Source organism: Phocaeicola abscessus CCUG 55929 (assembly GCF_000312445.1).
Lineage (GTDB): Bacteria > Bacteroidota > Bacteroidia > Bacteroidales > Bacteroidaceae > Phocaeicola > Phocaeicola abscessus.
Genome location: NZ_HE997186.1, coordinates 67,281 through 93,891, shown reverse-complemented (window position 1 = coordinate 93,891; position 26,611 = coordinate 67,281). Strand labels below are relative to the sequence as shown.

The 26,611-nt window shown below is 39.2% G+C and carries 26 protein-coding genes; all 26 read right to left on the bottom strand.

What is annotated here, in order from left to right; genetic code table 11:
* Positions 1–14: 14 nt before the first annotated feature.
* A complete protein-coding gene (locus BN102_RS09625) occupies positions 15–281 on the bottom strand; it encodes a hypothetical protein (RefSeq protein ID WP_019208934.1) in 267 nt (88 codons plus the stop codon).
* A gap of 4 nt (positions 282–285) precedes the next feature.
* A complete protein-coding gene (locus BN102_RS09620) occupies positions 286–1,230 on the bottom strand; it encodes a DnaJ C-terminal domain-containing protein (protein ID WP_019208933.1) in 945 nt (314 codons plus the stop codon).
* Between the two features lie 107 nt (positions 1,231–1,337).
* Positions 1,338–2,429 carry a GDP-L-fucose synthase family protein gene (locus tag BN102_RS09615; RefSeq protein WP_036787991.1) on the bottom strand — a complete coding sequence of 364 codons (1,092 nt, stop codon included), beginning with the start codon at positions 2,427–2,429 and terminating at the stop codon, positions 1,338–1,340.
* 8 nt (positions 2,430–2,437) lie between these two features.
* Positions 2,438–3,529: a GDP-mannose 4,6-dehydratase gene (gmd, locus tag BN102_RS09610; RefSeq protein ID WP_019208931.1), complete on the bottom strand. Its 1,092-nt coding sequence runs from the start codon at positions 3,527–3,529 to the stop codon at positions 2,438–2,440.
* A gap of 78 nt (positions 3,530–3,607) precedes the next feature.
* A complete protein-coding gene (locus BN102_RS09605) occupies positions 3,608–4,687 on the bottom strand; it encodes a nucleotidyltransferase domain-containing protein (RefSeq protein ID WP_019208930.1) in 1,080 nt (359 codons plus the stop codon).
* Positions 4,688–4,743: 56 nt separating this feature from the next.
* Entirely contained in the window at positions 4,744–5,544 is an 801-nt protein-coding gene (locus BN102_RS09600; RefSeq protein ID WP_390939801.1) for a YjbH domain-containing protein, read from the bottom strand.
* 68 nt (positions 5,545–5,612) lie between these two features.
* Positions 5,613–6,308, bottom strand: a complete 696-nt coding sequence (locus BN102_RS09595) for a sugar transferase (protein WP_019208928.1) — start codon at positions 6,306–6,308, stop codon at positions 5,613–5,615.
* A gap of 110 nt (positions 6,309–6,418) precedes the next feature.
* Positions 6,419–7,627 carry a polysaccharide biosynthesis protein gene (locus BN102_RS09590; RefSeq protein WP_021311923.1) on the bottom strand — a complete coding sequence of 403 codons (1,209 nt, stop codon included), beginning with the start codon at positions 7,625–7,627 and terminating at the stop codon, positions 6,419–6,421.
* Between the two features lie 4 nt (positions 7,628–7,631).
* Positions 7,632–8,825: a LegC family aminotransferase gene (locus tag BN102_RS09585; protein ID WP_019208926.1), complete on the bottom strand. Its 1,194-nt coding sequence runs from the start codon at positions 8,823–8,825 to the stop codon at positions 7,632–7,634.
* A gap of 151 nt (positions 8,826–8,976) precedes the next feature.
* Entirely contained in the window at positions 8,977–9,801 is an 825-nt protein-coding gene (locus BN102_RS09580) for a glycosyltransferase (RefSeq protein ID WP_036787990.1), read from the bottom strand.
* A gap of 25 nt (positions 9,802–9,826) precedes the next feature.
* A complete protein-coding gene (locus BN102_RS09575) occupies positions 9,827–10,939 on the bottom strand; it encodes a glycosyltransferase family 4 protein (protein WP_019208924.1) in 1,113 nt (370 codons plus the stop codon).
* A 38-nt stretch (positions 10,940–10,977) separates the two neighbouring features.
* Complete coding sequence (locus BN102_RS09570) at positions 10,978–11,922, bottom strand: glycosyltransferase family 2 protein (RefSeq protein WP_019208923.1); 945 nt, start codon at positions 11,920–11,922, stop codon at positions 10,978–10,980.
* A 2-nt stretch (positions 11,923–11,924) separates the two neighbouring features.
* Positions 11,925–13,109: a glycosyltransferase family protein gene (locus BN102_RS09565; protein WP_156810972.1), complete on the bottom strand. Its 1,185-nt coding sequence runs from the start codon at positions 13,107–13,109 to the stop codon at positions 11,925–11,927.
* Positions 13,110–13,120: 11 nt separating this feature from the next.
* Positions 13,121–14,347, bottom strand: coding sequence for an O-antigen ligase family protein (locus tag BN102_RS09560; protein WP_156810971.1), 1,227 nt, complete (start codon positions 14,345–14,347; stop codon positions 13,121–13,123).
* Positions 14,348–14,500: 153 nt separating this feature from the next.
* Positions 14,501–15,652 (bottom strand): non-hydrolyzing UDP-N-acetylglucosamine 2-epimerase, encoded by a 1,152-nt coding sequence (wecB, locus tag BN102_RS09555; protein WP_019208920.1) that lies wholly within the window; start codon positions 15,650–15,652, stop codon positions 14,501–14,503.
* Between the two features lie 12 nt (positions 15,653–15,664).
* Entirely contained in the window at positions 15,665–16,885 is a 1,221-nt protein-coding gene (locus BN102_RS09550) for a nucleotide sugar dehydrogenase (RefSeq protein ID WP_019208919.1), read from the bottom strand.
* 833 nt (positions 16,886–17,718) lie between these two features.
* Positions 17,719–19,005 carry a glycosyltransferase family protein gene (locus BN102_RS09540; RefSeq protein WP_019208917.1) on the bottom strand — a complete coding sequence of 429 codons (1,287 nt, stop codon included), beginning with the start codon at positions 19,003–19,005 and terminating at the stop codon, positions 17,719–17,721.
* Positions 19,002–20,447 (bottom strand): oligosaccharide flippase family protein, encoded by a 1,446-nt coding sequence (locus BN102_RS09535; RefSeq protein ID WP_019208916.1) that lies wholly within the window; start codon positions 20,445–20,447, stop codon positions 19,002–19,004. The genes BN102_RS09540 and BN102_RS09535 overlap by 4 nt, the downstream gene beginning before the upstream one ends.
* A 1-nt stretch (position 20,448) precedes the next feature.
* Complete coding sequence (locus BN102_RS09530) at positions 20,449–21,552, bottom strand: DegT/DnrJ/EryC1/StrS family aminotransferase (RefSeq protein WP_019208915.1); 1,104 nt, start codon at positions 21,550–21,552, stop codon at positions 20,449–20,451.
* 27 nt (positions 21,553–21,579) lie between these two features.
* Complete coding sequence (locus BN102_RS09525; protein WP_019208914.1) at positions 21,580–22,242, bottom strand: PglD-related sugar-binding protein; 663 nt, start codon at positions 22,240–22,242, stop codon at positions 21,580–21,582.
* Positions 22,239–23,138 (bottom strand): HpcH/HpaI aldolase/citrate lyase family protein, encoded by a 900-nt coding sequence (locus BN102_RS09520; protein WP_019208913.1) that lies wholly within the window; start codon positions 23,136–23,138, stop codon positions 22,239–22,241. The genes BN102_RS09525 and BN102_RS09520 overlap by 4 nt, the downstream gene beginning before the upstream one ends.
* Positions 23,125–23,595 (bottom strand): MaoC family dehydratase, encoded by a 471-nt coding sequence (locus tag BN102_RS09515; protein ID WP_019208912.1) that lies wholly within the window; start codon positions 23,593–23,595, stop codon positions 23,125–23,127. The genes BN102_RS09520 and BN102_RS09515 overlap by 14 nt, the downstream gene beginning before the upstream one ends.
* Positions 23,595–24,017, bottom strand: a complete 423-nt coding sequence (locus tag BN102_RS09510) for a sugar 3,4-ketoisomerase (protein WP_019208911.1) — start codon at positions 24,015–24,017, stop codon at positions 23,595–23,597. The genes BN102_RS09515 and BN102_RS09510 overlap by 1 nt, the downstream gene beginning before the upstream one ends.
* Positions 24,014–24,421, bottom strand: a complete 408-nt coding sequence (locus tag BN102_RS09505; protein ID WP_019208910.1) for a sugar 3,4-ketoisomerase — start codon at positions 24,419–24,421, stop codon at positions 24,014–24,016. Before BN102_RS09505 ends, BN102_RS09510 begins: the two co-directional genes overlap by 4 nt.
* Positions 24,422–24,424: 3 nt before the next feature.
* Positions 24,425–25,555: a dTDP-glucose 4,6-dehydratase gene (gene rfbB / locus BN102_RS09500; RefSeq protein ID WP_019208909.1), complete on the bottom strand. Its 1,131-nt coding sequence runs from the start codon at positions 25,553–25,555 to the stop codon at positions 24,425–24,427.
* Positions 25,552–26,451 (bottom strand): glucose-1-phosphate thymidylyltransferase RfbA, encoded by a 900-nt coding sequence (gene rfbA, locus BN102_RS09495; RefSeq protein ID WP_036787950.1) that lies wholly within the window; start codon positions 26,449–26,451, stop codon positions 25,552–25,554. Before rfbA ends, rfbB begins: the two co-directional genes overlap by 4 nt.
* Positions 26,452–26,611: the final 160 nt, after the last annotated feature.

Below are 26,611 nucleotides of genomic sequence, written 5' to 3'. Positions count from 1 at the left end.
GAAATGTATTTCATTCATAAAGAAGGAATGTAAGATAATCGACTCGTCGGGAGGGTATGATTTGTACGAATTCGGGGCAGCGAAAGCATCCGTTCGTTCGGAGTAACGGTCGGTGAAACCTTGTTGACTATGGTTTCACTTCCACAACGCGTGTCGGAGAGTACCAGTCGTTGGATTCTTTCCGTTATGGTGTAAAGAGCCTCCAAACCGAAGCGGCTGCGCCAAAACGTTCGTTTCGACACAGCCGTTGCCTGTTCTTTACTTTTTCCTTTTTCTTTCATCGGATCAACTGTTTGTCGAACGAAGTTTTTCGAACAGTGTGCGTTGTTCGGGTGTCAACGTTTTCGGCAGTTCTACCCGATAAGTCACGATGAGGTTTCCGTTGCCTGTCCCTTTGTAGATCGGGAATCCTTGTCCTTTCAATCGGACTTTCTGACCGGGTTGTGTCCCCGGTTGAACTTTCAACTGAACAGCGCCGTTCAGGGTAGGGACGGTCACTTCGCCGCCTAAGACTGCCGTCGTCAACGGAATAACAACCGACGTATACAGGTCATCGCCTTGCCGTTTAAATACCGGGTCGTCGGGAATGACGAAGGTGATGTACAAGTCGCCATCCGCACCTCCGTTTACTCCTTTGCCGCCGTGTCCGCGCAATTTGATCACCTGCCCGTTCGCCATGCCTGCAGGAATAGTAATGCGGATTTGTTCTCCGTTCACATTCAATATTTGTTTATGAGTGGTCGCAGCTTCTTTCAGGCTCATGTACAGTTCCGCCTGATAATCCTGTCCTTTCCGACCCCTTCTCGCGGTCGTCTTTGTCCTGTCGCCGCCGAAGAGCTGTTCGAAGAAGTCGGAGAATCCGTCGTTACCGAAATGAATGCCTTCGAACGGATTCTCTCCGTTCGACGTCTCATACCAATATGTGCCGCCCTCCGTACCGAAGGGCTGCCCGCCACCTCCGAACCCGGCGTCTCTTCGGGTACGTTGCTTTTCGAATTCGTCGGCATGTTTCCATTCTTCTCCGTATTTGTCGTACTTGGTCCGTTTCTGCGGATCGCTCAACACTTCATGGGCTTCGTTCACCGCTTGGAATTTTTCCTTCGCCGAAGGATCGTTCGGATTCAAGTCCGGATGATACTTCCTCGCCAAGGTACGATAAGCTTTCTTTATTTCCTCCGGTGTAGCGTTTTGTGCTACGCCCAATACTTTATAATAATCTATATAAGCCACTTTGTCATCCTCCTTTCACTTTCTCTATTTTTTGAAAGACGGTAATAAAATAGCAAGAAACATACCAGTGGGGATCAGGTAAGAAAACCTCTCTCTTCCTGTTAGCTTCAATGATTGATATAGATTCCTTGTTTGTACCATTTGTATAATTTGTGAATACCTTCGTCGATTTTGATCCGGTGATGCCATCCCAAGTTATGCAGTTTTGTTACATTCGTCAGCTTACGTGGTGTTCCATCCGGTTTTGATGTATCCCAATGGAGCTCACCTTTAAAGTCTATTTCTTTAATAATTTTTTCTGCCACTTCCCTGATAGATATTTCTTCTCCTGTCCCAATATTAATATGACAATTACGGATCTCTTTGTCTCCAGGTAGATAGGTATCTTTAAAATCTACATTCAACAATATATATACGCTTGCATCTGCCATTTCTTCACTCCATAGAAACTCACGCATAGGTTTTCCTGTTCCCCATAGCGTAACGAGTTGTGGAGTAATGCCGAATTTTGCTAACTTAGATAGAATTTCCTCATTTGTATTGTTCCCATTCACTTTTTCAACAGGACGTAAATTAAGGTCTTTTCGTACCGCTTCCCAGTCGTTCTCATTCAGACACTTTGCCAAGTATATTTTTCTAATCATAGCTGGAAGAACATGGCTATTCTCCAAATGGAAGTTATCATTAGGTCCGTAGAGATTAGTAGGCATTACAGCTATATAATTACAGCCGTACTGGATGTTAAAGCTCTCGCACATTTTTAATCCGGCAATTTTTGCAATGGCATATGGTTCATTGGTATATTCTAATTCAGAGGTCAACAAAACTTCCTCTTTCATGGGTTGTTCTGCCGTGCGGGGATAGATGCATGTACTCCCTAAGAATAACAGTTTTTTTACATTATGATGAAAACTTTCTCCAATCACGTTCTGTTGAATCTGTAAGTTCTGAAAAATAAAATCTGCTCGATAATTTAGATTTGCCATAATTCCACCGACATGGGCAGCTGCTAATACTACAGCATCCGGTCGTTCTTCATCAAAGAACTTCTTTACAGCAACAGAATCAAGGAGATCTAATTCTTTATGACTACGTCCCACAAGGTTTTCATAACCTCTGTTTTTTAGGTTATTCCAAATAGCAGAACCTACCAATCCATGATGTCCTGCCACGAATATTTTATTTTCCTTTGATAGAATCATGGTAATTAATTATTCACATTAAATGAAGTATTTAGATATAGCTTCCGTACGAATTTTTTATCATGTTCAATCATTATTTTAATCAGTTCCTCAAAACTTGTTTTTCGAGGGTTCCATCCTAATGTCTTTTTTGCCTTTGATGGATCGCCAAGCAACTGATCCACTTCACTTGGCCGGAAGTATTTCGGATCAACTTCTACTAATACCTTGCCTGTATCTTTATCGATCCCTCGTTCATGCAAGCCTTCCCCTTTCCATTCCAATTCGATACCTACGTGGTGGAATGCCAATGTACAGAATTCGCGTACTGTATGATATTCTCCTGTAGCAATAACGAAATCATCCGGTTTCGATTGTTGAAGGATCAACCACATACATTCTACATAATCTTTTGCATATCCCCAGTCGCGTAATGAGTTCAAGTTACCCAAATATAACTTGTCTTGATGGCCGGCAGCAATGCGGCAAGCTGCCAATGTAATTTTACGTGTAACAAAAGTCTCGCCTCGGCGTTCGCTTTCATGATTAAAGAGAATGCCGTTGCAACAGAACATATTATAGCTTTCACGATAGTTGCGAATAATCCAAAATCCATATAGTTTTGCTACTCCGTACGGTGAGCGAGGGTAAAAAGGTGTGGTTTCTTTTTGAGGTACCTCTTGTACTTCTCCGTATAGTTCGGAAGTAGAAGCTTGATAGATACGGCAAGTTTTATCTAAACCACAGATACGTACAGCTTCTAACAAACGTAAAACACCAATCGCATCGGTGTCTGCCGTATATTCCGGCACGTCGAATGATACCTTTACATGGCTCTGAGCCGCTAAGTTGTAGATTTCGGTCGGTTTTACTTCTCCGATAATACGGATCAGTGAAGAAGAATCTGTCATATCCGCCCAATGCAAATTTATCAGACGTGCTTTTTTCATGTCTCGTACCCATTCATCAAGATAGAGGTGTTCGATACGTCCTGTATTGAAAGATGATGAACGGCGTAGCATGCCGTGTACTTCATAACCTTTTTCTATTAAGAGTTCAGCGAGATATGATCCATCTTGACCGGTAATTCCTGTAATAAGAGCAATTTTCTTTTTCATAATATGTATATTTGTATTAGTTGTAAAGATAGGAATAAATGGGATAGAAAATTAATTATAGATTTTATTTAATGCTGATCATTGCTTGCAAAAGAACCATTTGATCATCTTCGGAACTTTAAGCAAGACTTCGGCAGGAGCTAACGAGATAAACCTTATCGACTGCCTGGCTGCAATAACTCCTGTTTCGAGGCTGTGCAGCAATCCCAACCTCGGGACATGTCGTGTCTCCTGCCCGAAGTTACCCATCCGGAATATATTGTATAAGATTTTTTTACCACTTTTTTTGTCTTTCTTTGTAAGCTTTAAGGGGAATTCTTCCTCAGACAATCCTACATAATCGATCAGGATGCCCCCTAATGCCTTGTATGCATATTTTATCCCTAGTCTTCCTAAATCACGGCTCAGTTTTTCTCGATCTATCTCCTTGTCGTGCCTATGCAGGAACAAAGCCCAATCGCAGAACTGACGCAAGCCGATTCCTGAAGAGATGAGATGAAAAAATATATGAATAAACAGGTAAATGGCATTGAGGTTAGGAGAGAGGGTAGGGATCTCCGTGTTTCCGATTGTTACGGTATATGGATCGCCTTCTAACTCTTTCTCTATAAGCTTATCCCAGTATTTTTGATGGGGGGTGAAAGAAAAATCGACCAATCTGGAATGCAGCTCATACCGAATGCCGTTCAGTTCATATTCCTGATGCTTTGCTGAGGATTGTTGAGGGGTTATTCCATAGTTTTTCTGCAAAACATCCATCAATTTCTTTCGAGACGGTTCATCCCCATAAAAGTCGATATCTCCAGATTGTCGTAAGAGCGGATCAGGGTATAGGGAAGCTACGGTTTGTCCTTTTACTACGATAGCGCGAATCTGCTCTTTGCTCAGTAGCTTGACGAAGTTCTCTAACTCTTGGTTCATCAAGAGGTTTATCCGTTTTATTTGAGTAAGGGTAGCGATTAATTTCATAGTAAGCGTATCGTTTTTTACCGTGTTCATATAGAGCAGGTAATCGGTAAAAAGGCCGAGAAGAGCTTGTTTCTTGGCGATTTTAAGCAGCTCGTTCACATCTTTCTCGGGGATGATAGGTCTTGGCTCCCCTTTGGGAAATAATACACCCTGTAAAAACCGGAGGAATTTATCTTCTTGTTCTGTCATGATAACGATTAACCTCAATAAATATCTTTAAGTTTTATTGTTCTTATCGATAATATTCATTTCCATGTTTTCCATTCGTTCTTGCCGAGCAGATTCACTTTGAATGCGATGCCCCCGGAAAAGTATTTACCCTTCTGCATTTCGGCAAGGAGGTTAAAGTGGTCGTGCCATAGCGAATAGATCGCACCGAAGTTGATCGTCTTGGCATCGTATTCGAGAATCACATTTAAGTCTTTGCACATATCCGGTTTGAAGTTCACGCCTATGGCAGGGCCGTTCAGTGGATAATCCGTTCTGCGATTATACAGATAGGCAAGATGTACGCCGAGATTGCCATAGGGAATATCAAAATGTTTAGTAGCAGCGATGTACCAGCAATTAAAATAGCCGTTCTTTTTTCCTGAAACTTTACTCTTAATATAATTGCCGTCTCCCGAACCTGTTGTCGGGTCACTGATGCCTAATACGATGCTTGGCAGATATGGCCAGAATTCGCCTTCCCGAACAGCTTGTATCCTGGCAGCAAAATGCCGGTCTTGGTTTACGAATTTATCCCATGTCTGTTTGGGCCAGTAAGATGATCCTGGAATACCTTTCAACAGTGTGCAGATATAGGAAATCTCAATTCGTTTAAGGAATGTAATGTTGGCAAAGTAATTATAGGAATTATAATACCATATTTGATTATTGGGTAAATTCTTCTTATTTAAGAAGTTCCCTCCGATCATTACCGTTCCGTCTTCCTGCATTTCTGCATTAGGCATGTGTAACAATCCGGTGACACCGTTAGTTAGTTGAGCATTACAATAAGTAATACCCCATATTGACATGTATAATATTAATAAGATTCTTTTCAATGGGTAATGAATTTATTTCTCAAATAATTTCAAAATCTCCTGGATATACCGCAATGAATAACCGATGTCTATTCAATTTTTTCATTGAATCTTTTTACTGCCAAATTAAAATCTTTCTTCTGCAGAGTTGGGAATATTTTGTATACAAGGTTACTCTTTGGGAAAATTACACCCCAGACAGTTAAAAAGATAATCATAAAGTCGACCCACAGAGAGCGGTTCTTGTAATACCAAATTTCAAGATTGCCTTTATGCGGATGTATTTCTTCGTAGGTAAACTTTACTGGATCTTTGGCAAGCGAAATATAATACTCTTCATCTCTGAATATCACGCTACCAATACCGCTTAAGCCAGGTTTCATCTTGGAGATGCACGCCTTCACTTCATCGGAGTATTCATCGTAACTTTTTTTGACCATTGGTCTCGGTCCTATGATGGACATATTACCGATCAAGATATTTATTAACTGAGGTAATTCGTTGAGTTTGGTTTTTCTAAGAAATTTACCTACCGGCAAGACTCTCGGATCATTTCTTGTGGTTATTGTACCAGTGCCGATGTTTGGTGAATTCTTTATCATCGTGACGAACTTCCATACGTTGAAAGGTTTGCCGCCACGACCTATTCTTTCCTGAAAATAAAATACATAATGTTCGCCTGTCAACAACAGAAGTATTGCTATCGGTATCAGTAACCATGACAGACATATTAAGGCAATGAGCGCTAACAGAAAATCACACAGTCTTTTAACTGCTTTATACATGTCGATTTAATTAGGATTTATGAATAATGTTTTATGATGGGAATATGCCGGTGTTTTACAGAATTCTTTCCATATTCTATTTTATAATTTGTAAAAACGTTACTTTATTTTTACATTTTCTGGTCAAGATTTTTGCCTTTTTCTTCGTGCTCGAAGTTGGGGATAAATTCTTTTAATAAAGTGACAATCTCTGCCTTTTGGAAATCTTTCTTGGCAAATAATGTCGTCATCTTCTTAAAGAAATTGTCTATTTCACTCATCGGTCTGCAAGGATATTCTTCTATGATACCTAATGCGTTGAATCTTTCCATATTTAGTTTCTCACCTTTGACGTAAAACTCTTCGAAACCTTTCTCTCCCGTGGTGTCTGAAGTAAAATAATAAACCGGATAGGTATCTGTATTTACAGACATCTCGGCAGCAAACTCTCTCGCTTCTTCTTCACTCCGGCAATATTTGATCTGATAGCCCAACGTTGTTAAGAACTTGTCGCAGATAGAAGAAAATGTCATCATCTGTTTCTCGTCGAGTTTGGGGAAAAAGACTTCGCCGCTATGTCCCAACATGCAAGCCAACATACATATCTGACCGCTTTCATCGGGAGAGACAAAATATCTCTTTACATCAGTAGGCGAAGATATCGGCTGATGTTTCATTAATCTTTCAATGAATCCTGCCAGGAGAGAGCCATTGGAAAATGCCACATTGGCAAAACGCGCTGTAGTAATAGGAAATTTCTTGCTGTAAGCCATAATCATTTCTTCCATGACTTTCTTACTGCACCCCATGATGCTTACCGGGTTAGCAGCCTTATCGGTACTAACGCAGAAAAAATGTGTTGGCGGAAACTCGATTAATAAATCCATAAGTTTTCTTGCCTTAATGACGTTGTTCTCTATCAATGCTTCAACGCTATATGGGTCTTTTTCGCTTCTGACATGTTTATGTGCAGAGAAGTTTGCTACAATGTCAAAGCCGCCTTCTTTTCTGAGAATTTTTTCAAAAATAGGGTCAGCATAGTTCAGAGGGTAGGTGCGATAATCTTCAGGAATATACATCCCGAAGGTACTTCTCAGTGTACGTGTAAGTTCAGTTAGGTAATTTTCACTGATATCTACAACAACTAAAGTCTTCGGCTTAAAAGGCAAAATGGCTCTGATATATGAAGAACCAATTGTTCCGCCTCCACCAATGACTAATACTTTTTTATCTTCTATCTCTTTGGTTAATTGTTCTCGGTTTTTATCTATATCGCTTTGGAACATTGAGCCTTTACGACCGGTGATGTTTTCTTCTATAAAAATATTTACGTTAAACATATTCTTAGAAATTATTATATTTACCTTCCTTGATATTCTTGTAATAATCTTTGATGATCGCCGTACTTGGTATGTTGACAACTCTATCTTCAAGCCATTGCGAGTTACTCAAGTCGCCACACTGACAACCTTTATACATGTCGAGTTTGTTATTCAATATCCATATAGGTCTTGTCATCACTCCGTTATCGTTTGTATAGGTAAGGAATTTATCTCTCTCTTCTCTGTCTTTTAAGACTATTGCATTGAGCCAATAGTTACTTCTGCAGTCTTTGGGTTCAGTAAAGAATCTAACATCAGTCTTTGCAAAGAAAGCCTTATACTTTTCTGTTAATTCTCTTTTGATAAGAATAAATTTTTCACAGTTTTCTATCTGAGCTAATCCCAGTGCTGCAGCAAGGTTTGTCAGCCTGTAGTTATATGCGGTATAATCATGGTTATATTCCCAGCGGTGAGGGATTTTGGCTGTCGTTGTGATATGTTTGGCCAGTCTTGCCAGTTTTTCGTTTGGTGTAAGTATCATACCGCCACCGCCTGTAGTGATGACCTTGTTTCCGTTGAAACTCATTGCGCTAACTTTTCCGAATAATCCCGTATGCTTGCCTTTATACAGGGAACCGATACTTTCTGCAGCATCTTCCACCAAAGGAATATTCCACTTTTCACAGATACCTGCTATATCTTCGATCAAGCAAGGATGTCCGAAAGTATGCATCGGCACTACAGCAGCAAAGCGTCTTCCTGTTCGGGTATTATAGGTATATCCGTCAATATCTTTTCTGGCATTTTCTTTTAAGAAGGCATCTAATTTCTCCGGGCTCATTCCCATTGTTTCTTTATCGACATCGATATAGACCGGATGTGCTCCGGTATAAGTTATGGCATTGCTGGTTGCAATGAAAGAAACCGGCTGCGTGATGACTTCTTCGTCTCTTTTTACACCTGCAAGCAATAAACAGATATGCAAGGCCGAAGTACCGTTAACAGCTGCTATGGCGTATTTGCTGCCAGTATATTGGGTTATGGCTTTTTCAAATTTGCCTACATATTCTCCTACGCTTGATACGAAATTACTATTCATTGCATCCAGCAAGTATTTCCTCTCATTGCCGATAAAACGAGGATCATGAAGGATGATAAATCCTTCTTTATCCTCAAAGGTCTCTCGCACGAAAGACACGAAATCCGAACAGTTCATATTATAATTATATTTGATTATTTGTAAAAAAAATAACCGGTTTGTTTGACATTCTGATCTTTATGAGAATGGAGACGATTAACGGAAACTGACAGAGGTGCATCCGGTATCGAAAAAATAAAATCTTGTTGAAGAGTTATTTTGAAACATTCTATCGGAAGATTTTATAGGCGATTTTTTTCACCCATACAGGGGAAGCAAGCATGACAAACATGCAGTAGGCGAAAAAGGTTGCGCCGAGGCCATAGCCCAATTCCTTGTTTATCATTTTCCGATCCTCGAGTTGCTTTTTTGCAAAAGTCCATCCATTGCGTCTTTTCTTAAATAGCGAGTGACTCATCCTGAAGAGAAGCACTACTTCGGGGAGATTCGCATGTCTGGTACCATGCTTCATCCCGTCGTACCATAGCATCGTGTCCTGGTTTTGACGATATTCGGGACGATATTTTCGCCCAACTTTATCAAAGAAACTTTTTCTGAACATTACAGCAGGGTGGGCGTGAGGATTTCTTTTTGAAAAAAAACGCCTGCATTCTTCAGGTCCTGCAGGGTATACGATTGTCTTATGAAGACTTTGTCCACTTTCATCAATTTCCTTTATCGCCCCTCCGACTACATCAATATCCGGATGTTCTGTTAAAAAGGAAAGCTGCTTCTTTAATCTTTCGGGAACAGCCATATCGTCCGCATCCATCCGAGCGATATAGTTGTAATTATTGGAGAAACATAAATCAAGCAAATCATTCAAAACACATGCAAGTCCCCTGTTCCTTTCAAATGCTACGATATCTATAAAAGGATTTCCTGCATAATCATCTATGGCCGATTGCAATTCTGATGCTATCGGTCCATCGATTCCAATAAAGACATGGAAGTTACGGTATGTCTGCAACAATATACTGTCTATGGATTTGTGAAACCATTCGGGATTGTCCTTCTTATAAACTGGAAGAAGAACGGCTATAGTATCTTCCATATAGTAGATTATCTTGATTTTTTTGTTATTCGTGTGCAATTCCAAGGGAATCCAGGAAAGACGAGGTACTCTCTTTAGGATTAAATTTGGATAATTGAACCGGAATCTTTTTTATTAAAGCATCATACTCGGTTAGAATCGCTCTGAAACCGTCGGCAATTGCCCTTTTGTCGTAGGGATCTACTTTGATACCGGCATTGCCGACTACCTCCGGAAGACTCGTAAGATTGGAGACAAGGGCCGGTTTATTATAACTGAAACCTTCAATCGGAGGAATTCCAAAACCTTCACAAAGAGATAGAAGGACAACACATTTGCAATGTGCCAATAAGTGGTTTACAATATCGGAACTTTGGTAACCAAGATATTCAATATTTGGTTTTCCTTCCATGGAGGTAAGGATTTTTTCTCCTTTTTGTGATAGTTTACCCACAATAAACAATCTAAAATCATCTTGAGTGTTGAATAAATTAAACCCTTCAACCATACCAATAACGTTTTTACTTGGTTGAATACTACCTATGAATAAGAAAAACGGTTTATCTATACTAATTTCTTTTCCCCAATAATTTTTAATTTCGTCTACAGGCACGACATTATCGTGAGGCTTCTTCTCAATAAAGTTATACGTTATTTTTATTTTCTCTTCAGGGACTTCCAAATGATTGACTATTTCATTTTTACTGTATTCAGAAACAGTAAGAACTATGTCGCATCTCTTTACATAAACCTTGGTAACAACTTTCAGATACATTCTCTGTAACCAGCCATAACGTTCTTTATTTGTAATAAAGTATACATCGTGAAGGGTAAAGACTTTCCGTGCACGGACAAACAATGGCATTGATGTGCAATAGCTATAAAAGACATCGCTTTTCTTCAAATACAGATAGAATAGCGTCTGTTCGAAAAGGACCCGTTTCCAACGGGCTTTCAATACGGGCACATTGATATATTCTACATCTAAATTGTCGGGAAATCCAATGTATGATTCTGATATTTGAGGCTGTTTATAGATAATAAAATGAGTATTATATATACGAAACTTTTTCAACTCTTTGAATATTCTCGTTATATATTGAAAAGCTCCTGTTCCTTTTTCTTCGCCGAGAGCGATCAAATTTAGTGCAACAATCATATTTTTGTGTTTTATACTATAAAACTTTGTCGAACTCTTTAATGGGGCAAACGTTCAAGAATCCGATATAATTTCTGGGCAAGTTTCAACGACGAAATTTCGGCAATCTTAATCAGCAATCTCATCGGTTTGGAAATGGTGACATTTTTCCAATTGACTCTTTCTCTCAAAGCCTCTTTAAATTGTTCTTCAGAGATGGCGGGATGTTTGATCATCCCGGTTAATTTGTCTGCTTTTACCTGTTCTACAAGATAATCCTTCTTGTATTGACGAAGAAGTTCAGTAACTTCCTGTTGGTATGCATTAAATAATGAAAGCCATTTAGGGTTCTCATTGCCGGTATACGAGCCGGAATTTTGCACATAGTGATAATAGGCCCTATGAATGTAAGAAACCTTGTTTACGCCATCCATCAATAGCTTGATATTAAAAAGCTTGTCCTCGCAGTAGTTTACTCCTTTCTGAAAGGTGATAGAGTTATTTCTGTAACAAGATGTTTTTATCATCTTGTTCCATAAACTTCCGTGAAGTCTATGGAACAGTTCGTCGACGATTTCCTCCGGTCGATATGACGATGGCTTCTGAGATATATACCGACTCTTCGAAGAATAATTTACGAAATAGTCGCATATCACCATATCCGCCTTCTCCTCTACCGCTTTGGAATACAATTCTTCCAACATACTTTTCTCAACCCAGTCATCTGGATCTGCATGGATCATGTACACACCGCTCGCTTTCTCGATTCCGGCCTGTCTTGCGGAAGCGGTCCCTCCATTAGGTTTGTGTATACATACGATTCTGCTGTCGGAACGGGCATACCTGTTGCATATCGATCCGGAGTCGTCGGTACTTCCGTCGTCGACTAAAATGATTTCGATATTCCTCATCGTCTGCCCGAGTAGACTTCGCAGACATTTATTTATCGTACCAGAAGCATTGAATACGGGTACTATGACGGAAACGAGCGGATGGCTGGACATATCTATTCTGATTCGTTTAGTAATTTCTGGGCAATAGTGCGAGGCGAAAACGCTTTATCAGGGAGGTACTCGATTTTCATTTTTTCTACCGCCTCGTTCAACCGGGAGAAGATCTCTTTCTCCTCGTTTTTTATCAACATGCAGCGAGGCCCCAACTCTTTCAAGAAACTGGCGATCTCGTCCTCCATATTGTTGACCAGACAGAGTACCAGGGATGAAGTCCCCAAGTAATCGTATAGCTTCCCGGGTATTTGTGTTGAACCATCTTTGTTCGAGATATATAGTAGGGCATTCGATTTGCTGTAGATATTCCCTAACTCAGATACATCCACGCTATGATGGAAATTAACATATATAGAACGAAATTCCTGTCTGGTAGCATTATCTACCTCCCCGTATACATTTATCATTATTTTAGGAGAACGTCCGTCCTCTTTTTTATTATATGCTTCAATCGCTTTTAACAATGGTGACAGATTCCGTCCGTAAACAGAACGAAGCGCACCGGTATACGCGATGTGTATTTCGATTTCGTTTTTAGGAACACTGTAAGTAAAATCTTTAAAGTACGATCTCGGTATAAATCCTATTTTATCAGCTATATTAGTATATCTGGTTTTCATTGCATTGCAGGTCGGAAGAGAGATGTACACCACCTTGTCGGCTTCAGACAAGAATGCTTTCTCATAGTGTCTTATTCTGATTTTGTCCAACAAATTTGAATTCAAATCGTCGAACCAAGGATCTCCCCAGATTTGGATCCATTTCAAGTACGGCCGAGTTTTTTTTATCTTTCTTCCGACGAAGTGGGAAATCTTGCCGTCGGAAGAAGAAATCAATAGGTCGTATTCCTTCAATAAGGCAACATTCACCTTGTTCGGCCATTTATAATAGGCATCCGGAAAATGTAATATTTTCATCATCCGTGAATAAATTTCTCCAAGTACCGTCTTTACTTGGTTGTTAACCAGTTTTTTTACCCCTGAACGAAGAGAAAGATTGAACAACTCCGTGTATATGATGTGCCCGAAGTTCAAATCCGGCGAAGTACTCGTTTCCGATTGCCTTACGGTCAACACATCGACCTGATGCCCCAATTCCGTCAATCCTTTAACCATGGCGTTGTTGCGGATAGCAGCAGAACTGTTTCTTATCGTGTAGAAATTAGATATGTAAAGTATTTTCACAATCAGTTATTTTAAAAAGATTTCGACTGTTTAGCATCGTGAATGCTGTGAGAATGTCTTATAAGATACAGGCAATAGCCAAATGAACAGAAGAGATAGCCACAAGTCAAGTATGTGTGGGACAACATTAAATGCAAAGGACCCATAATCAGCAGGAAGACAAGACAGGTACGCTCTCCTTCATTTTTCGCGTTTTTCCATCCCAATACATAAAGGATAAGCATCAGAATAATATAAATGGAACCGAAGAGGATACCGAAATCCAACCAGAAATCGAGGAGAAGATTATGAGTATATGGAGCGGTAGAAAAAGAAGAAATCCCTCTGATCCCATAACCGAAAATACCGCCATCCAAGATTCTTTGAATGGTTTCGCCATATAAGGCATTCCGACCTGCAGAATAAGTCAATTCATCCGTTGCTATTTTTTCGATAATCCGTACGCTCATCCCCATATCAGAGGATAATCGGTATAGGAAAAATAAAATATAATCCAAATATATGAAGACGATGACTACTAAGGCCAGTAACAGAATAAGGATAAGGAATTTATTTTTGCTCTTCTTTTCAAAAAACAAATAATATAGAATGAAGAGTGAAGAGAGAAGAAGTGGTCCTCTTGTACCGAAAGTAAATAGAACGAAGAATCCGCCGATACTCATGCATACGTTCAACAGATTCATCTTTCTCAGTGTCATCCATATTACCAATAGTAAATGCGGAAGTATTCCGTAAGCAGCAGCCATATTGTCGTTTACTGCATCTTCTCCAAAACTGCCGCTATAGTTCGAAGCCTGGACGAATACGAGATAGTAGCCAGCCATCGCAAAGATAGTAAGCAAGGATAACAGATAAAAAGACTTTTCATAGCATTTTTCTTCAAGAATAATCCCCAAGAAGAAACAAGGTAATGCCATAAAGATGAATACCGGGATGTATTTCAGTAAACTTTCGGTATTGTCCGGGAAAAACAGGAAGGTCGATGTATAGATAATTAGGCCAAAAAGGAAGAAAAGCAAATCTACTTTTCGAACCTTTCGCAAAATCTGAGGAAGTGATAGCAGTGTAAAGAAGACGATTAATACCGGATAAATATAAGGAGCGATAAGCTTTATACCAGGCAGGTGCAGGCATATCCCTCTAAAAAAGCCAAATAGCTGGTATGACCAGATCAGACAGAACAGAATAAACGTTGAGTCTATTCTATACCAATTGATAGTTGGGATTCTTATCCGCATACACCGTATATGATATTCGTTAAAGACCGTTACAATAGTTGATAATCAATTATTTTTTGTCTGTCCTGTTTCTAAAAGTGTTTTTAAGGGCAATTTCGTTGTAATGCTGTCAGGATTGTAAGATTCTATAATTACTTATTTTTTATTTTCCGATTAGAAGAATTTTCTGACGATTCTCTCGCATGCTTTTCCGTCTCCGTAAGGGTTCACGGCTTTACTCATTTTTTCGTATGCTTTTTTGTCATCAAGCAACAAGGATACTTCACTTACAATTTTGTTGTAGTCTGTCCCAACAAGTTTAACGGTTCCGGCGGCAACAGCTTCGGGACGTTCAGTGGTGTCTCTCATCACTAAGACAGGTTTACCGAGCCCCGGTGCTTCTTCCTGAACACCACCGCTATCTGTCAGTACCAGAGTGGATTTTTCCATCAAATAGACAAAACTTAAGTATTCCAGTGGTTCGATGAAGAACATATTCCCCAAGTTAGTAGGATCCTTTCCAAAGACCTTATGAATAGGTTTGCGGACATTGGGATTCAGATGCATGGGATATACGAAGTCAACGTCGGGATATTTCTCATTCAAATCCTTGATGGCATTGCATATATTGATGAATCCCTTTCCAAAGTTCTCCCGACGATGACCTGTTATTAAAACTAACTTTTTGCCATTTGCCAAACGGTTAACCTCATAGCCTGCATTCTTTAGAATATTTTCTAACTCTTTGTCCAAATCCTTGTTTCCTTTAATACGTTTTACAACCCAATAAAGAGCGTCGATAACCGTATTGCCGGTAACAGTTATCTTACTGTCGTCGACATTCTCTTTTAACAGGTTTTTACGACTCAAGGGGGTAGGAGCGAAGTTATAAGTTGCAATGCGACTTGTAATCTGGCGATTCATCTCCTCAGGCCAAGGGCTATATATATGATATGTCCGCAAGCCGGCTTCAATATGTGCTACGGGGATTTGTTGATAGAATGCGGCTAAAGCTGCTACAGTGGAAGTTGTTGTATCGCCATGGACGAAAACGATATCTGGCCTTTCCTTTAGGAAGACATCCCGCATTCCAAGAAGAACCTTTGAAGTAATCTCATATAGGTCTTGTCCTTGCTTCATTATATTCAAATCGTAATCGGGTTTAATGTCAAAGATATGTAGAACCTGATCCAGCATTTCACGATGTTGTCCGGTTACGCAAATGATAACATCAAAGTCGTTCGGGTATTTTTGGAACTCTTTTATTAAAGGAGCAACCTTAATTGCTTCAGGACGTGTACCGAAGACAAGCATTACTTTCTTCATGGTTTCCAATTTTTATAAATGATAAACTCCGGGCAGATTAATGACATTGTGGCAATCAAGTACGATCTTTCCTCGCAATTTATCTATGTTTTCGATGATTTCTTTATGCTTGACCATGATGACAACCAGGTCAATATCATTTAGGAATGTGTCCAAGTCATGGAATTGATTTTCAACTATATTCTTTGGGATGAACGGATCGTAGACTTTCAGCGGACATGCCAGATGGCGTTCTTGAGCTTCGAACAGCTGGAGGGTTGGACTCTCTCGGCAATCGTCGACATTTTCCTTGTACGTCAGGCCGTAAAGGCCCACCCTGCGATTGTCGGAAATCCGGTTTTCTTTCATAATTTCGTAAATCCGGTTGAGGACGAATGTCGGCTGGCTATCATTCGTCTTCATCGACTCGTCGATGACTTTCGCCAGGCTCGGATAATCCCCGACTAAAAACCACGGATCCACCGAGATGCAATGTCCGCCCACGCCCGGTCCCGGCTGGAGGATATTAACTCTGGGATGCATATTACAAATTTTGATAATCTCATAGACATCCATATTGTCATGGTGACAAATTCGGCAGAGCTCATTGGCAAATGCTATATTTACCGCACGGAAAGTATTCTCGACAACTTTAGTCATTTCAGCCGTCTTAATACTTGTGACGACGATTTCGCCCTGGCAGAAAGAACTGTAATATTTCTTGACTTTCTCTCCGATAACAGGATCGTCCGCTCCAATTGTCCTGTTGTTATGGAGAAGTTCATAAACCATATTCCCCGGGATGATACGTTCCGGGGCATGGGCCAGATATAGGTCTTTCCCTATTACAACCCCATTTCTTTCAATTTCAGGGCGGATATGCTTATCAATGGTTCCCGGCGAAACCGTGGATTCGATAACGACTGTCGCTCCCTTGGAACACACGTTCATCACCTCTTTGACAGCTCCGATTACATAAGATGGATCGACCTTCTTACTGAATTTATCGTAAGGAGTCGGTACCGAAATGATGTACGTATCTGTTTTCTGATATTCCGTAGTAAATTTGATGCCGGCTTTCAGCGCATCGCGAAAAAGTTCATCTATGCCTTTTTCTTTAAAAGTGGTCTTCCCCGCATTCAATGTCGCAACAAGTTCCTTATTATAATCCGTTCCAACGACCTCCATTCCGTGGGCAGCCATCATTAGGGCGGTCGGCAGTCCGATATACCCTAAACCGATAACATTTATCATACTATGTAAATTTATTATATTTTTAGTCTATGCTTTAATAATGATATTAGATCTTCTAAAAAGAAGCGGCGCCGTTTCCCCAAATAGGTTTTTTAACTATACCGGTCTTGGCCATGTTGTAAATGTGGATTCTTCCTTTGGATTGAGAAGTATTGGATTCCAAATGCTTCTCAATTCGGTTTAAAGAATAAGAATATATATTGTGTTTACTTAGAAAAGTGACGGAATTTTTAATTAGATAAGGGAAAGCGGGAGCTATGGAAAGAAAGATGACAATCAATGCCGGGACTATAAACTTAATTACGTTATAGGAAATGGTCATCCATATTCCCGAATCCGTCTGCTCAATCAAATCGATTTTAAGTAGAGAAGGAAATAAGAGCAAGCCCAATATCGATAAACTCTTGAACATTGCTTTATAATCTACCGGAACAAAGGGTAAAAACAGAAAAGGAATACCGAAAATAAAGAAATCGAGAAAGTAATGTATTAATTGCGATTCCGTGTTTCCTAAAAAAAGCGGAATCAAAAAAAACAATAATACATATACGACAAAAATAAAATGATGCGTATAATTCCGTTTTATTAAGTATCCAATGTTTAAACCGATAATCAGTATAAATGGTACGTATATCGAAAACACAACACACTTGGGAATAAAATCCAATAATATTGCTACCGAGTTGCAAGCCAACATTACGGAAATTAAAATACTGTTGATTGTTTCTATTTTATTTCTAAATAATTTCATATTCTCTTTAAACCGGAATGCGGATACTTACATTAAATACTCCCGGAAGAATCTCTCCGAGCAAATAAATGTCCATAATATTTTATGTCAGTTCGACGTAACATTTTTTATATAAAATACCCGAAGTCTTTCTTATAAATTGTAAGACTTTATAATAGTAAGGCTTTTTGGTTATTTGATGCAACTTTTCTATATCATTATATGTAAATTGGGAATTTATAGAATAACGTATGAAGTTTTTGATTATTGTTTCGAAAGAATGATTCGCATGAGCATGATCAAAACTTTTCAGAGAAAGTTTTGTATAATCCGACTTATGATAATCCCGGATAATATCATAAAAGAAACGGGATTTTCCGTTTTCATTATACGACTTGTCTACGGAGAGATCAAAGCCGTCTGAATCAAATAACCATATGTACCGTTTTTTTGTTTTGCTGAAAAATGCACTTTGTACGGGAGAGGGGAGAAGAACTGTCGGGATTTTTCTTATCGCGAACTCCAATGCAGAAGTACCCATGGCAAAACCAATGTCAACCAAATTCAAATATTTGTCTAATTCCTTTCCAAAAAGCTTGCCGATTACAACAAGGTTTTCATCGGCATTTATTTGTTTTAGAAGCGAGCCGTCTCCTATAATATGCAACCTTATTTTATAGCCCGATATGCGATTAAAAATTTTCACATCTTCAATCAAAAGCTCTAAACTTCGAATCTTATCTGCTTCTATTCTACCAAGCCAAGATATATTAATCTCATTTTTTCTCTCACAAATTGATTGCTCGTAATTTATCAGTCGATAATTTTCGGGTATCGGAATCGGAAGGAATAGCGGTTTTATGTGGAAATTAAATAAATTTTTATTAAATAGCAAATTCCTCTTACACATAAAATACACGGCCGATCTCCGAGTCCCTTTCTCAATAAATTCTCTAATTCCACGAATCGTCCCTTTTTCCAATAATTTACAACAAGCTGATAAAAAAGAGAAGGACGACATTTTATAAATATTAGAAAAAATCAAAGAATTGACCAAAGCATTGGGGTGCAAATCCCAAAATACAAAACGCGTCTGCTTTTTGGGGGTTACATAAATTCGAAAATCCCAAAAATCGGACAAAGATAATACGTAGAGTTCGTTTTCGGACATTCCATATTTTTCATTTTCGCTTACAATCGTAAAGTCGAATAAAAGATTTCTTTCCTCGATATATTGATGAATGAAACTTTTTTCTTTAAATTCCAAGATAACTACTTTATAGCCGGCGTTTATCAAGCCTTCTGCCAAACGGGAAAACAATAACTGAGCCCCCCCTATTCTTATAGAAGGGTAAAAAAATACATATTGAGGCTTTCGTCGATCGTTCATTTTTTTAAAGCAATTGCAAAATTTCCAATAAGGGTTTTCAACTCAAGAATATCTGCTTTGTTCAACATAAAAAGAACGAATAAAAACGGTAAAAAAAGCATATATGCTACCAAACCGTGGAAATACATAGATAACAGATTGATAATGATTATAAACAAAACAGCTATATATGATTTATATCCTATGAAGAATATATGCATCTTTACCGCCCAAAAAGAAGCGATAAGCAAAGCCAATAAATAACCGATAGGTATTGTATATGAAACGCCGACAATTCCAGATCCGTTCTGAAGCAGTATTACACATAAAACAAGACCCGTTAAAACTCCGCTTCCTAAAGATATCAGTGAAAAATAACTCTTTCCTGCAATCGTGAATTGATTCGCTATGATTTGATATAAAATCAAAAAAAGCGGAGATAAAAACAATTGATTGAAAACAGAATATCCTCTGATATAATCGCCTGTGAATAAACTCTTATAAAACCATGGGGCAATAGGCGTTATCAGTGCATATGCCACGATTATTATTAAGAATAGAATGTGAAAAATTTTTTCTTTCATTTCTTTTTGGTCCGAATCATTCATTGTCGAAAAAGTAAAATAAGACCAACCTCCGGCAAAAGCAGCCTGCAAAAAAGTACTTATGGAAGCATATTTGCTGCCTATTGCAAAAACTCCGAGTTCCGAAGCTCCCAAATACTTTACAATCAGCATACGAGCTACGGAGGTATTCGCCCAATATATTACAAAAATTGGCATTAAAGGAATACCGATTCGCAATAAGGGCTTGACGATTTCCCAATCGATTTTTAAAGGAAATATTATCTTTCTATTGATAATAAAAAATGTAAGCATCAATAATCCGGCGGCTATAATCTGGCCATATATCAAAGCGAATATTCCGAAAGAATATTCAAGGAATAAGATTACGATACCGTAATAGAGAAGGGCATAAATCAGTGTATTTAATAATAAATGTTTTCTGTTATTAACTATTCGGGATGGATGAACAGCCATGTTCATCATATTTTGTACAATCGCATATAAAACAATGAAGTATATGATAAAAGGATCAGAGACACCTTGAAAAAACGATTGATAAATTATATCTTTAAATAATAAAAAAATTCCGGAAGTTATAAAAGAAGTTATAAAGATCAATGCGGTACTGGTGGAATTCACCTTTTTACGATATGCGATATTCTCGATTATATGGCATTGACGAAACATTGCTTCTTGTACGCCCAACATGGAGATACTGCATAGAAAGCTCCCAATTACTGTAAAAATATCATATGCGCCGAATGCCTCTGCCGAACCTAATTTAAATGTTATATAAGGTAATATCAGTAATGGGAACAATGAGCTAAAAACCTTTAAACCTCCGAAAAAAACTATATTGGTGATCAATAATTTAAAACGACTATTTCTATTCTCCATTTTAAAGCTGGAAATGATTCAAAGCATATATAACTTTCTGGGTCTCTTCTTCAGTCAAAACCGGACTTATCGGAATGCTTAATTCTTCGTTATGGATTTTCTCTGTGATGGGATATGACCTCATATGCCATTCCCGGTAACACTCTTGTCTGTGAGGGGGAATAGGGTAATGGATCAATGTTTGAATATCGTTTTTTTTCATATGTTTCTGAAGGCTCGTTCTCTCTTCTGTGCGTATCGGAAAAATATGAAAAATATGAGTGCTCTTATCTTCTAATACAGGTAAAATGAGCCGAGGGTTCGAAATATTGTTGAGATACATTTCAGCAACTTTTTTACGTTGCTCGTTGTCTCTGTCGAGATATTTTAACTTTACATTTAAAAAAGCAGCCTGTATTTCATCTAAACGGCTATTTCTTCCCGTATATTGAAAAACATATTTTTCCGACGAACCATAATTTGCCAAGGCTCGAATTACTGCAGCCAGTTGAGCGTCGTCCGTAGTTACGGCACCTCCATCTCCTAATGCTCCAAGATTTTTCCCGGGATAGAAACTATGTCCTGCCGCATGTCCAAGCGAACCGGTCTTTTTGTTATTATAAATACAACCGTGAGCTTGCGCATTATCTTCCACTAAATACAAATTATATTTATCGCACAATCTGCCTATCTTATCCGTATAAGCACATTGTCCGTAAAGATGGACAATAAGAATCGCCCGTGTACGTTCCGTTATGACATCTTCTATTTTTTCAGCATCAATTTGATACGTTTCGATATTCGGTTCGACGAGAACCGGCTTTAATTTATTTTCTGTAATTGCTAAAATCGATGCGATATACGTATTAGCCGGTACAATGACCTCATCCCCCGGTTGCATCATGCCTAATTCTATATAGGCTCGGAATATCCATATCAAAGCATCCAATCCATTAGCCACTCCGATGCAATATTTAGAGCCTATATACGAGGCGTAATTGTTCTCAAATTTCTCATTCTCCGAACCCTGCAAGTACCATCCGGAATCTATTACCTTTGCGGCTGCGTCTTTCAATTCCTGTTCATATTGCGCATTGATTTTTTGTAAATCCAAAAATTTTATCATAATAATACTAACTACTTGTTTTCTCAATCAATCTTTGCGAACATTTTTCATGTATTTGGCCGGTGTCCCTATATGAATTTCATAATCCGGAATATCTTTTGTCACCAAACTTCCGGCACCTGCAACTGCAAAATTTCCGATATTTACTTTTTCAATTATTTTTGCTCCCAAAGTTACATCCGAACACAAACCTATATTAACATAGGAACTTGTTATAGAGCCGACGGAGAAATGACAAAGCGCTCCCACTTCCGTATTATGTCCGATCATAGAATTGGCCATCATCAAAGAGCATTGTCCTATATGTGCCTGAGCTCCGACATAGCAATTGGACATTATAAACACTCCGGGATCCAAAACGGCCGTATCCGCAACAAATGCCGTTTTATGTACTATAGTCGCAAATCTATCTTTCGGAATATTTACTTTCCTGAACACTTGTTCCGTAAGAATATTTCTTCCGATCATATGTATTCCCCACATAAAATAATAATCGGGATTTTCAAGTAATCTCGAAACATCATCCGTCCCTCCTAAAACCGGATATTTCACAACCCGTTTTTCATAATCATTGACAAATCCGACAACCTCCCACTCTAAATCGCCGAATCTTTTGCGATTGTCTTCGATACACGCAGCAATAACTCCTCCATTACCCTCTCCTCCGATAATTACAACCTTCTTATTCATGCCTTCCCCTTATTTGATATAAGTTTATATTTTTTCAGAATTTTATTCGCCATTTTTACCATCGGAGGTCCGATAAATTTCCCCTCTTTTACAGCAACCCCTTTACCTTGAGCAACGGCCTCTTTCGATAACTGCAACATCTCTTCGGCCCAATAAACTTCAGTATCGGTAGGGGAATAATACTTATGAACCAACGGCAATTCTTTCGGATTCAAAACAAGCATACCTTCAAATCCCAAATTCCTTCCGATAATCAAATTTCGCTCCAAGTCTTCCAAATCGTGTACTTTAATATGAACCGTATCAATCGGAATAATATTATATGCCTTAGCTCCCATGGCAATCATTGCACGGGCGGTAAATATACTATCGCTTTTATCATCATGCTTCCCTCCCAATTCGGTCATAAAATCCTCGCATCCGAATGCAACAGCCACCAATCTTTCGGGACATGCCGTACAAATATCCTGTATATTAATTACCGCTCCCGGAGTCTCGATTAATGCGATTATCTTAAAAGTATAACGAGGGATATTTTTCTCAGCTTCAATAGTTTCAAGCAGTTTTCCGAAAAAATATATATCCTCTCCCTTTTGGGCTTTGGGATACATAAAACCGGTAATTCCCTTTAATGTGAGTTGATATACATCCTGTAGAAGATGTCCGCTTTCTCTGTCATTCACTCGCGGAAATACAATTCTGTTTTCTAATTTCCCCTCTGCCAAATATTTTTTTATATTATCTCTTGCTATTTGTTTATTTTCCGCCGGCAGAACAGAATCTTCTATATCGAGCAACAATACGTCCGCTTCTCTTTTAAGAGCGCTTTCAAGAAGTTTTTCGTTATGTGCAGGAACGAACATTAAGCTACGCATCAAATAATCATTGATTATCATATTCCCGTTTTTTAATTAAAACCTTTCTTTTAAAACTGATAACATCTATTCCATCTTGATTATAACCGATTGTTTCAACGTACACAATCCCTCTATCAGGCTTGCTTTTCGATTCTCTTTTACTAAGAATCTTGGTTCTTGCGTAAATCGTGTCATTTATAAAAACCGGAGCCAGGTGTTTTATTTCCTCATATCCTAAATTAGCAATTGCCTTCCCGCTTATGTCGGGAACCGTCATTCCTACGACAATCGAGAAAACCAAGGTTCCGACTACAAGAATCCGACCATGTTGATTTCTTTGTGCATAATCAATGTTGGTATGCACGGGATGGTGATTCATCGTTAATAAACTAAACAGATTATTATCGCTTTCAAAAATTGTTTTTGAAAGCGAATGTTCGATTTCTTTACCTTCTATAAAATCGTCATAAAATAATCCCATTATCGATTGCTTCATTATCGGAAATTTTTGTATTTTAAATAATCTTCATAATCTCTGATATAATCATTTTCATCGTATTTATGAGAAGCCAACACCAGGCAAACGGAACCGGAAGAAAAATTTCTTAATTCCCGCCATATACCCGGCACTATTAATAAGCCTTGATAAGGGCGATTTAACGTAAATGTTCGTTTAACGCATCCGTCATCCAAAACGACATCAAAGCTACCGCTCACAGCTACAATCAATTGTTGAAGTTCCTTATGGGCATGTGCTCCGCGTTCTTCCCCGCCCGGAATATCGTAGAGATAATAAATTCGTTTGATATCAAAAGGTATAACAATATTATTTTCGACAACTGTAATATTTCCTTTACGTTCGCTATGATGTTTATCCATTCGAATAATGGAACATTGATAAACATTGGCTTCTTTCATCCCCGGTTAATTTTTAAAAATGTGTTGTAGTCCCGAATGTAATCGGCTTCTTCAAATTCTGCAGAAGCCAGGACCAAAGCGACAGCATTCGTCGAAAAGTTTTGCATCTCTCTCCACAGCAGATTAGGCACATACAATCCGTAATAAGATCTATTCAAAGTAAATGCTTCCCGAATATTGCCGTCATCCAAAACGACATCGAAACTCCCGGAAAGAGCGATGATGAATTCCCGGTTTTTCTTATATGCATGTCCTCCACGAAATTCTCCTCCGGGTACATCGTATATCCAATAAGTCCGTTCGATTTTAAACGGAATATGGTTATTTTCTTCCACAAATGAAAGATTGCCTCGAGCGTCCAAAAATTTGGGGAGGTCTATAATTTTTACTTCATCAATCGTCATATACTACCTCTCTTTATACATCGTATCGTAATATCTCTGATAATCTCCGCTCGTTACATTATCCAACCAGGCCTGATTATCGAGATACCACTTCACCGTCCTTTCGATGCCTTCCGCAAACTGAAGACTCGGCTTCCATCCGAGTTCCCTGCTCAGTTTCGTCGAATCTATGGCATAGCGCATATCATGCCCCTGTCTGTCCGTTACATAAGTAATAAGCCCCATGTCCTCGTTTTCCGCCCTTCCCAGAAAACGATCCACTATGCGGACGAGCATTCGGACAATATCGATATTCTTCCATTCGTTAAAACCTCCGATATTGTAGGTCTCCGCTACTTTCCCGGAATGAAAAATCACATCGATCGCCCGGGCATGGTCTTCAACATAGAGCCAGTCGCGCACATTCTCCCCTTTACCGTAGACCGGAAGCGGCTTACGATGCCGGATATTGTTTATGAACAGCGGAATAAGTTTTTCCGGAAACTGATAAGGACCGTAATTATTAGAACAATTCGTCACGATAGTCGGCATTCCGTACGTATCGTGACAGGCTCTTACGAAATGGTCGGAAGAAGCCTTGGATGCCGAATACGGACTATGGGGATCATATTTTTTGTCCTCCGTGAAAAAATCTTTTCCATAGGGGCCTCCTCCGCATTCATTTCCACCCGGAATTCCTTCCGGAAGCGTCAACTCAAGCGTCCCGTAAACTTCGTCCGTACTTATATGGTAGAAATATTTACCGTCGTAACCTTCCGGAAGCGATTCCCAATACAGTCTTGCCGCCTGAAGCAGCGATAAAGTACCCATCACATTGGTCCTGGCAAAAGCAAAGGGATCTTTAATACTTCTGTCCACATGACTTTCGGCGGCAAGATGAATTACGCCGTCTATCTTTTCCTTCCGCATTAAGGCATATACGGCATCAAAGTCGCAAATGTCCGCCTTGACAAAAGTATAATTCGGTTTATTTTCAATATCCTTGAGATTCATAAGATTACCGGCATAAGTCAGTTTATCCAGATTAATGATACGGTAATCCGGATATTTATTGACAAAAAGTCTGACAACATGGCTGCCGATAAAACCGGCGCCGCCCGTAACGATAATATTTTTTTTATAGTTCGATATCATGCGTCCTCCTGCTCTAACTTTTTTTCATTGACAATCTTGAGCAAATACTGTCCGTATTCATTTTTAACCATAGGCTGCGCCACCTCCCGCATCTTTTTCTCATCAATCCAACCTTTCCGGAATGCGATTCCTTCGAGACATGCGATTTTCAGTCCCTGACGCTTTTCAATAACCTCCACAAATGTAGAAGCCTCGGAAAGCGAATCGTGCGTGCCCGTGTCCAACCAGGCGAATCCTCTGCCCAATGTTTGCACCTTGAGTTCGTCGTCTTTCAGAAACTCCCGATTTACTGCGGTGATTTCCAATTCGCCCCTCGCGGAGGGTTCGATATGTTTGGCAATCTCCACTACCTTATTCGGATAAAAATAAAGTCCGACTACAGCGTAATTGCTTTTCGGTTGTTTCGGCTTTTCTTCGATGCTTATGCAACGGCCCTTCTCATCGAATTCGGCGACTCCGTATCTTTCAGGGTCTTTCACCCAATAACCGAATACGGTAGCTTTACCGTTCTCCTCGGCATCCTTTACCGCTTCTTTGAGTTTGCTCGTGAAATAACTGCCGTAAAAAATATTATCCCCCAATACCAAACATGCCGCATCATCTCCGACAAACTTTTCCCCGATGATAAAAGCCTGAGCCAAACCATCGGGAGAGGGTTGTTCGGCATATTCGAAACGGAGACCGTAATCCGAACCGTCTCCCAAAAGACGTCTGAACCCCGGCAGGTCCTGAGGTGTCGAAATAATCAAGATCTCTCTGATACCCGCTAACATAAGAACCGAAATCGGATAATAAATCATCGGTTTATCGAAAATGGGAAGCAACTGCTTGCTCACTCCCTTAGTGATAGGGTAGAGTCGTGTTCCGCTACCGCCAGCTAATACTATTCCTTTCATATAGTCGGATATTTGATTGCGTTCTTTTACGGCTTCGCCGTCGTCGAGTTATGGCATATAACTCGACGTACGGATGTAATTAGCTTGGCAAAAATAAGTATTTCTTTGATATTATTCAACTTTAGGGTGGGGAGAATGACGAGAATTAACAGAACGATAT

Bases quoted from the DNA above. Each gene is read 5' to 3' on its own strand.
- BN102_RS09625 (WP_019208934.1), bottom strand. From the start codon at position 281: ATGAAAGAAAAAGGAAAAAGTAAAGAACAGGCAACGGCTGTGTCGAAA.
- gmd (WP_019208931.1), bottom strand. From the start codon at position 3,529: ATGAAAAAGAAAATTGCTCTTATTACAGGAATTACCGGTCAAGATGGA.
- BN102_RS09605 (WP_019208930.1), bottom strand. From the start codon at position 4,687: ATGACAGAACAAGAAGATAAATTCCTCCGGTTTTTACAGGGTGTATTA.
- BN102_RS09595 (WP_019208928.1), bottom strand. From the start codon at position 6,308: ATGTATAAAGCAGTTAAAAGACTGTGTGATTTTCTGTTAGCGCTCATT.
- BN102_RS09590 (WP_021311923.1), bottom strand. From the start codon at position 7,627: ATGTTTAACGTAAATATTTTTATAGAAGAAAACATCACCGGTCGTAAA.
- BN102_RS09585 (WP_019208926.1), bottom strand. From the start codon at position 8,825: ATGAACTGTTCGGATTTCGTGTCTTTCGTGCGAGAGACCTTTGAGGAT.
- BN102_RS09580 (WP_036787990.1), bottom strand. From the start codon at position 9,801: ATGGAAGATACTATAGCCGTTCTTCTTCCAGTTTATAAGAAGGACAAT.
- BN102_RS09575 (WP_019208924.1), bottom strand. From the start codon at position 10,939: ATGATTGTTGCACTAAATTTGATCGCTCTCGGCGAAGAAAAAGGAACA.
- BN102_RS09570 (WP_019208923.1), bottom strand. From the start codon at position 11,922: ATGTCCAGCCATCCGCTCGTTTCCGTCATAGTACCCGTATTCAATGCT.
- BN102_RS09560 (WP_156810971.1), bottom strand. From the start codon at position 14,347: ATGCGGATAAGAATCCCAACTATCAATTGGTATAGAATAGACTCAACG.
- wecB (WP_019208920.1), bottom strand. From the start codon at position 15,652: ATGAAGAAAGTAATGCTTGTCTTCGGTACACGTCCTGAAGCAATTAAG.
- BN102_RS09550 (WP_019208919.1), bottom strand. From the start codon at position 16,885: ATGATAAATGTTATCGGTTTAGGGTATATCGGACTGCCGACCGCCCTA.
- BN102_RS09540 (WP_019208917.1), bottom strand. From the start codon at position 19,005: ATGAACGATCGACGAAAGCCTCAATATGTATTTTTTTACCCTTCTATA.
- BN102_RS09535 (WP_019208916.1), bottom strand. From the start codon at position 20,447: ATGGAGAATAGAAATAGTCGTTTTAAATTATTGATCACCAATATAGTT.
- BN102_RS09530 (WP_019208915.1), bottom strand. From the start codon at position 21,552: ATGATAAAATTTTTGGATTTACAAAAAATCAATGCGCAATATGAACAG.
- BN102_RS09525 (WP_019208914.1), bottom strand. From the start codon at position 22,242: ATGAATAAGAAGGTTGTAATTATCGGAGGAGAGGGTAATGGAGGAGTT.
- BN102_RS09520 (WP_019208913.1), bottom strand. From the start codon at position 23,138: ATGATAATCAATGATTATTTGATGCGTAGCTTAATGTTCGTTCCTGCA.
- BN102_RS09515 (WP_019208912.1), bottom strand. From the start codon at position 23,595: ATGAAGCAATCGATAATGGGATTATTTTATGACGATTTTATAGAAGGT.
- BN102_RS09510 (WP_019208911.1), bottom strand. From the start codon at position 24,017: ATGAAAGAAGCCAATGTTTATCAATGTTCCATTATTCGAATGGATAAA.
- BN102_RS09505 (WP_019208910.1), bottom strand. From the start codon at position 24,421: ATGACGATTGATGAAGTAAAAATTATAGACCTCCCCAAATTTTTGGAC.
- rfbB (WP_019208909.1), bottom strand. From the start codon at position 25,555: ATGATATCGAACTATAAAAAAAATATTATCGTTACGGGCGGCGCCGGT.
- rfbA (WP_036787950.1), bottom strand. From the start codon at position 26,451: ATGAAAGGAATAGTATTAGCTGGCGGTAGCGGAACACGACTCTACCCT.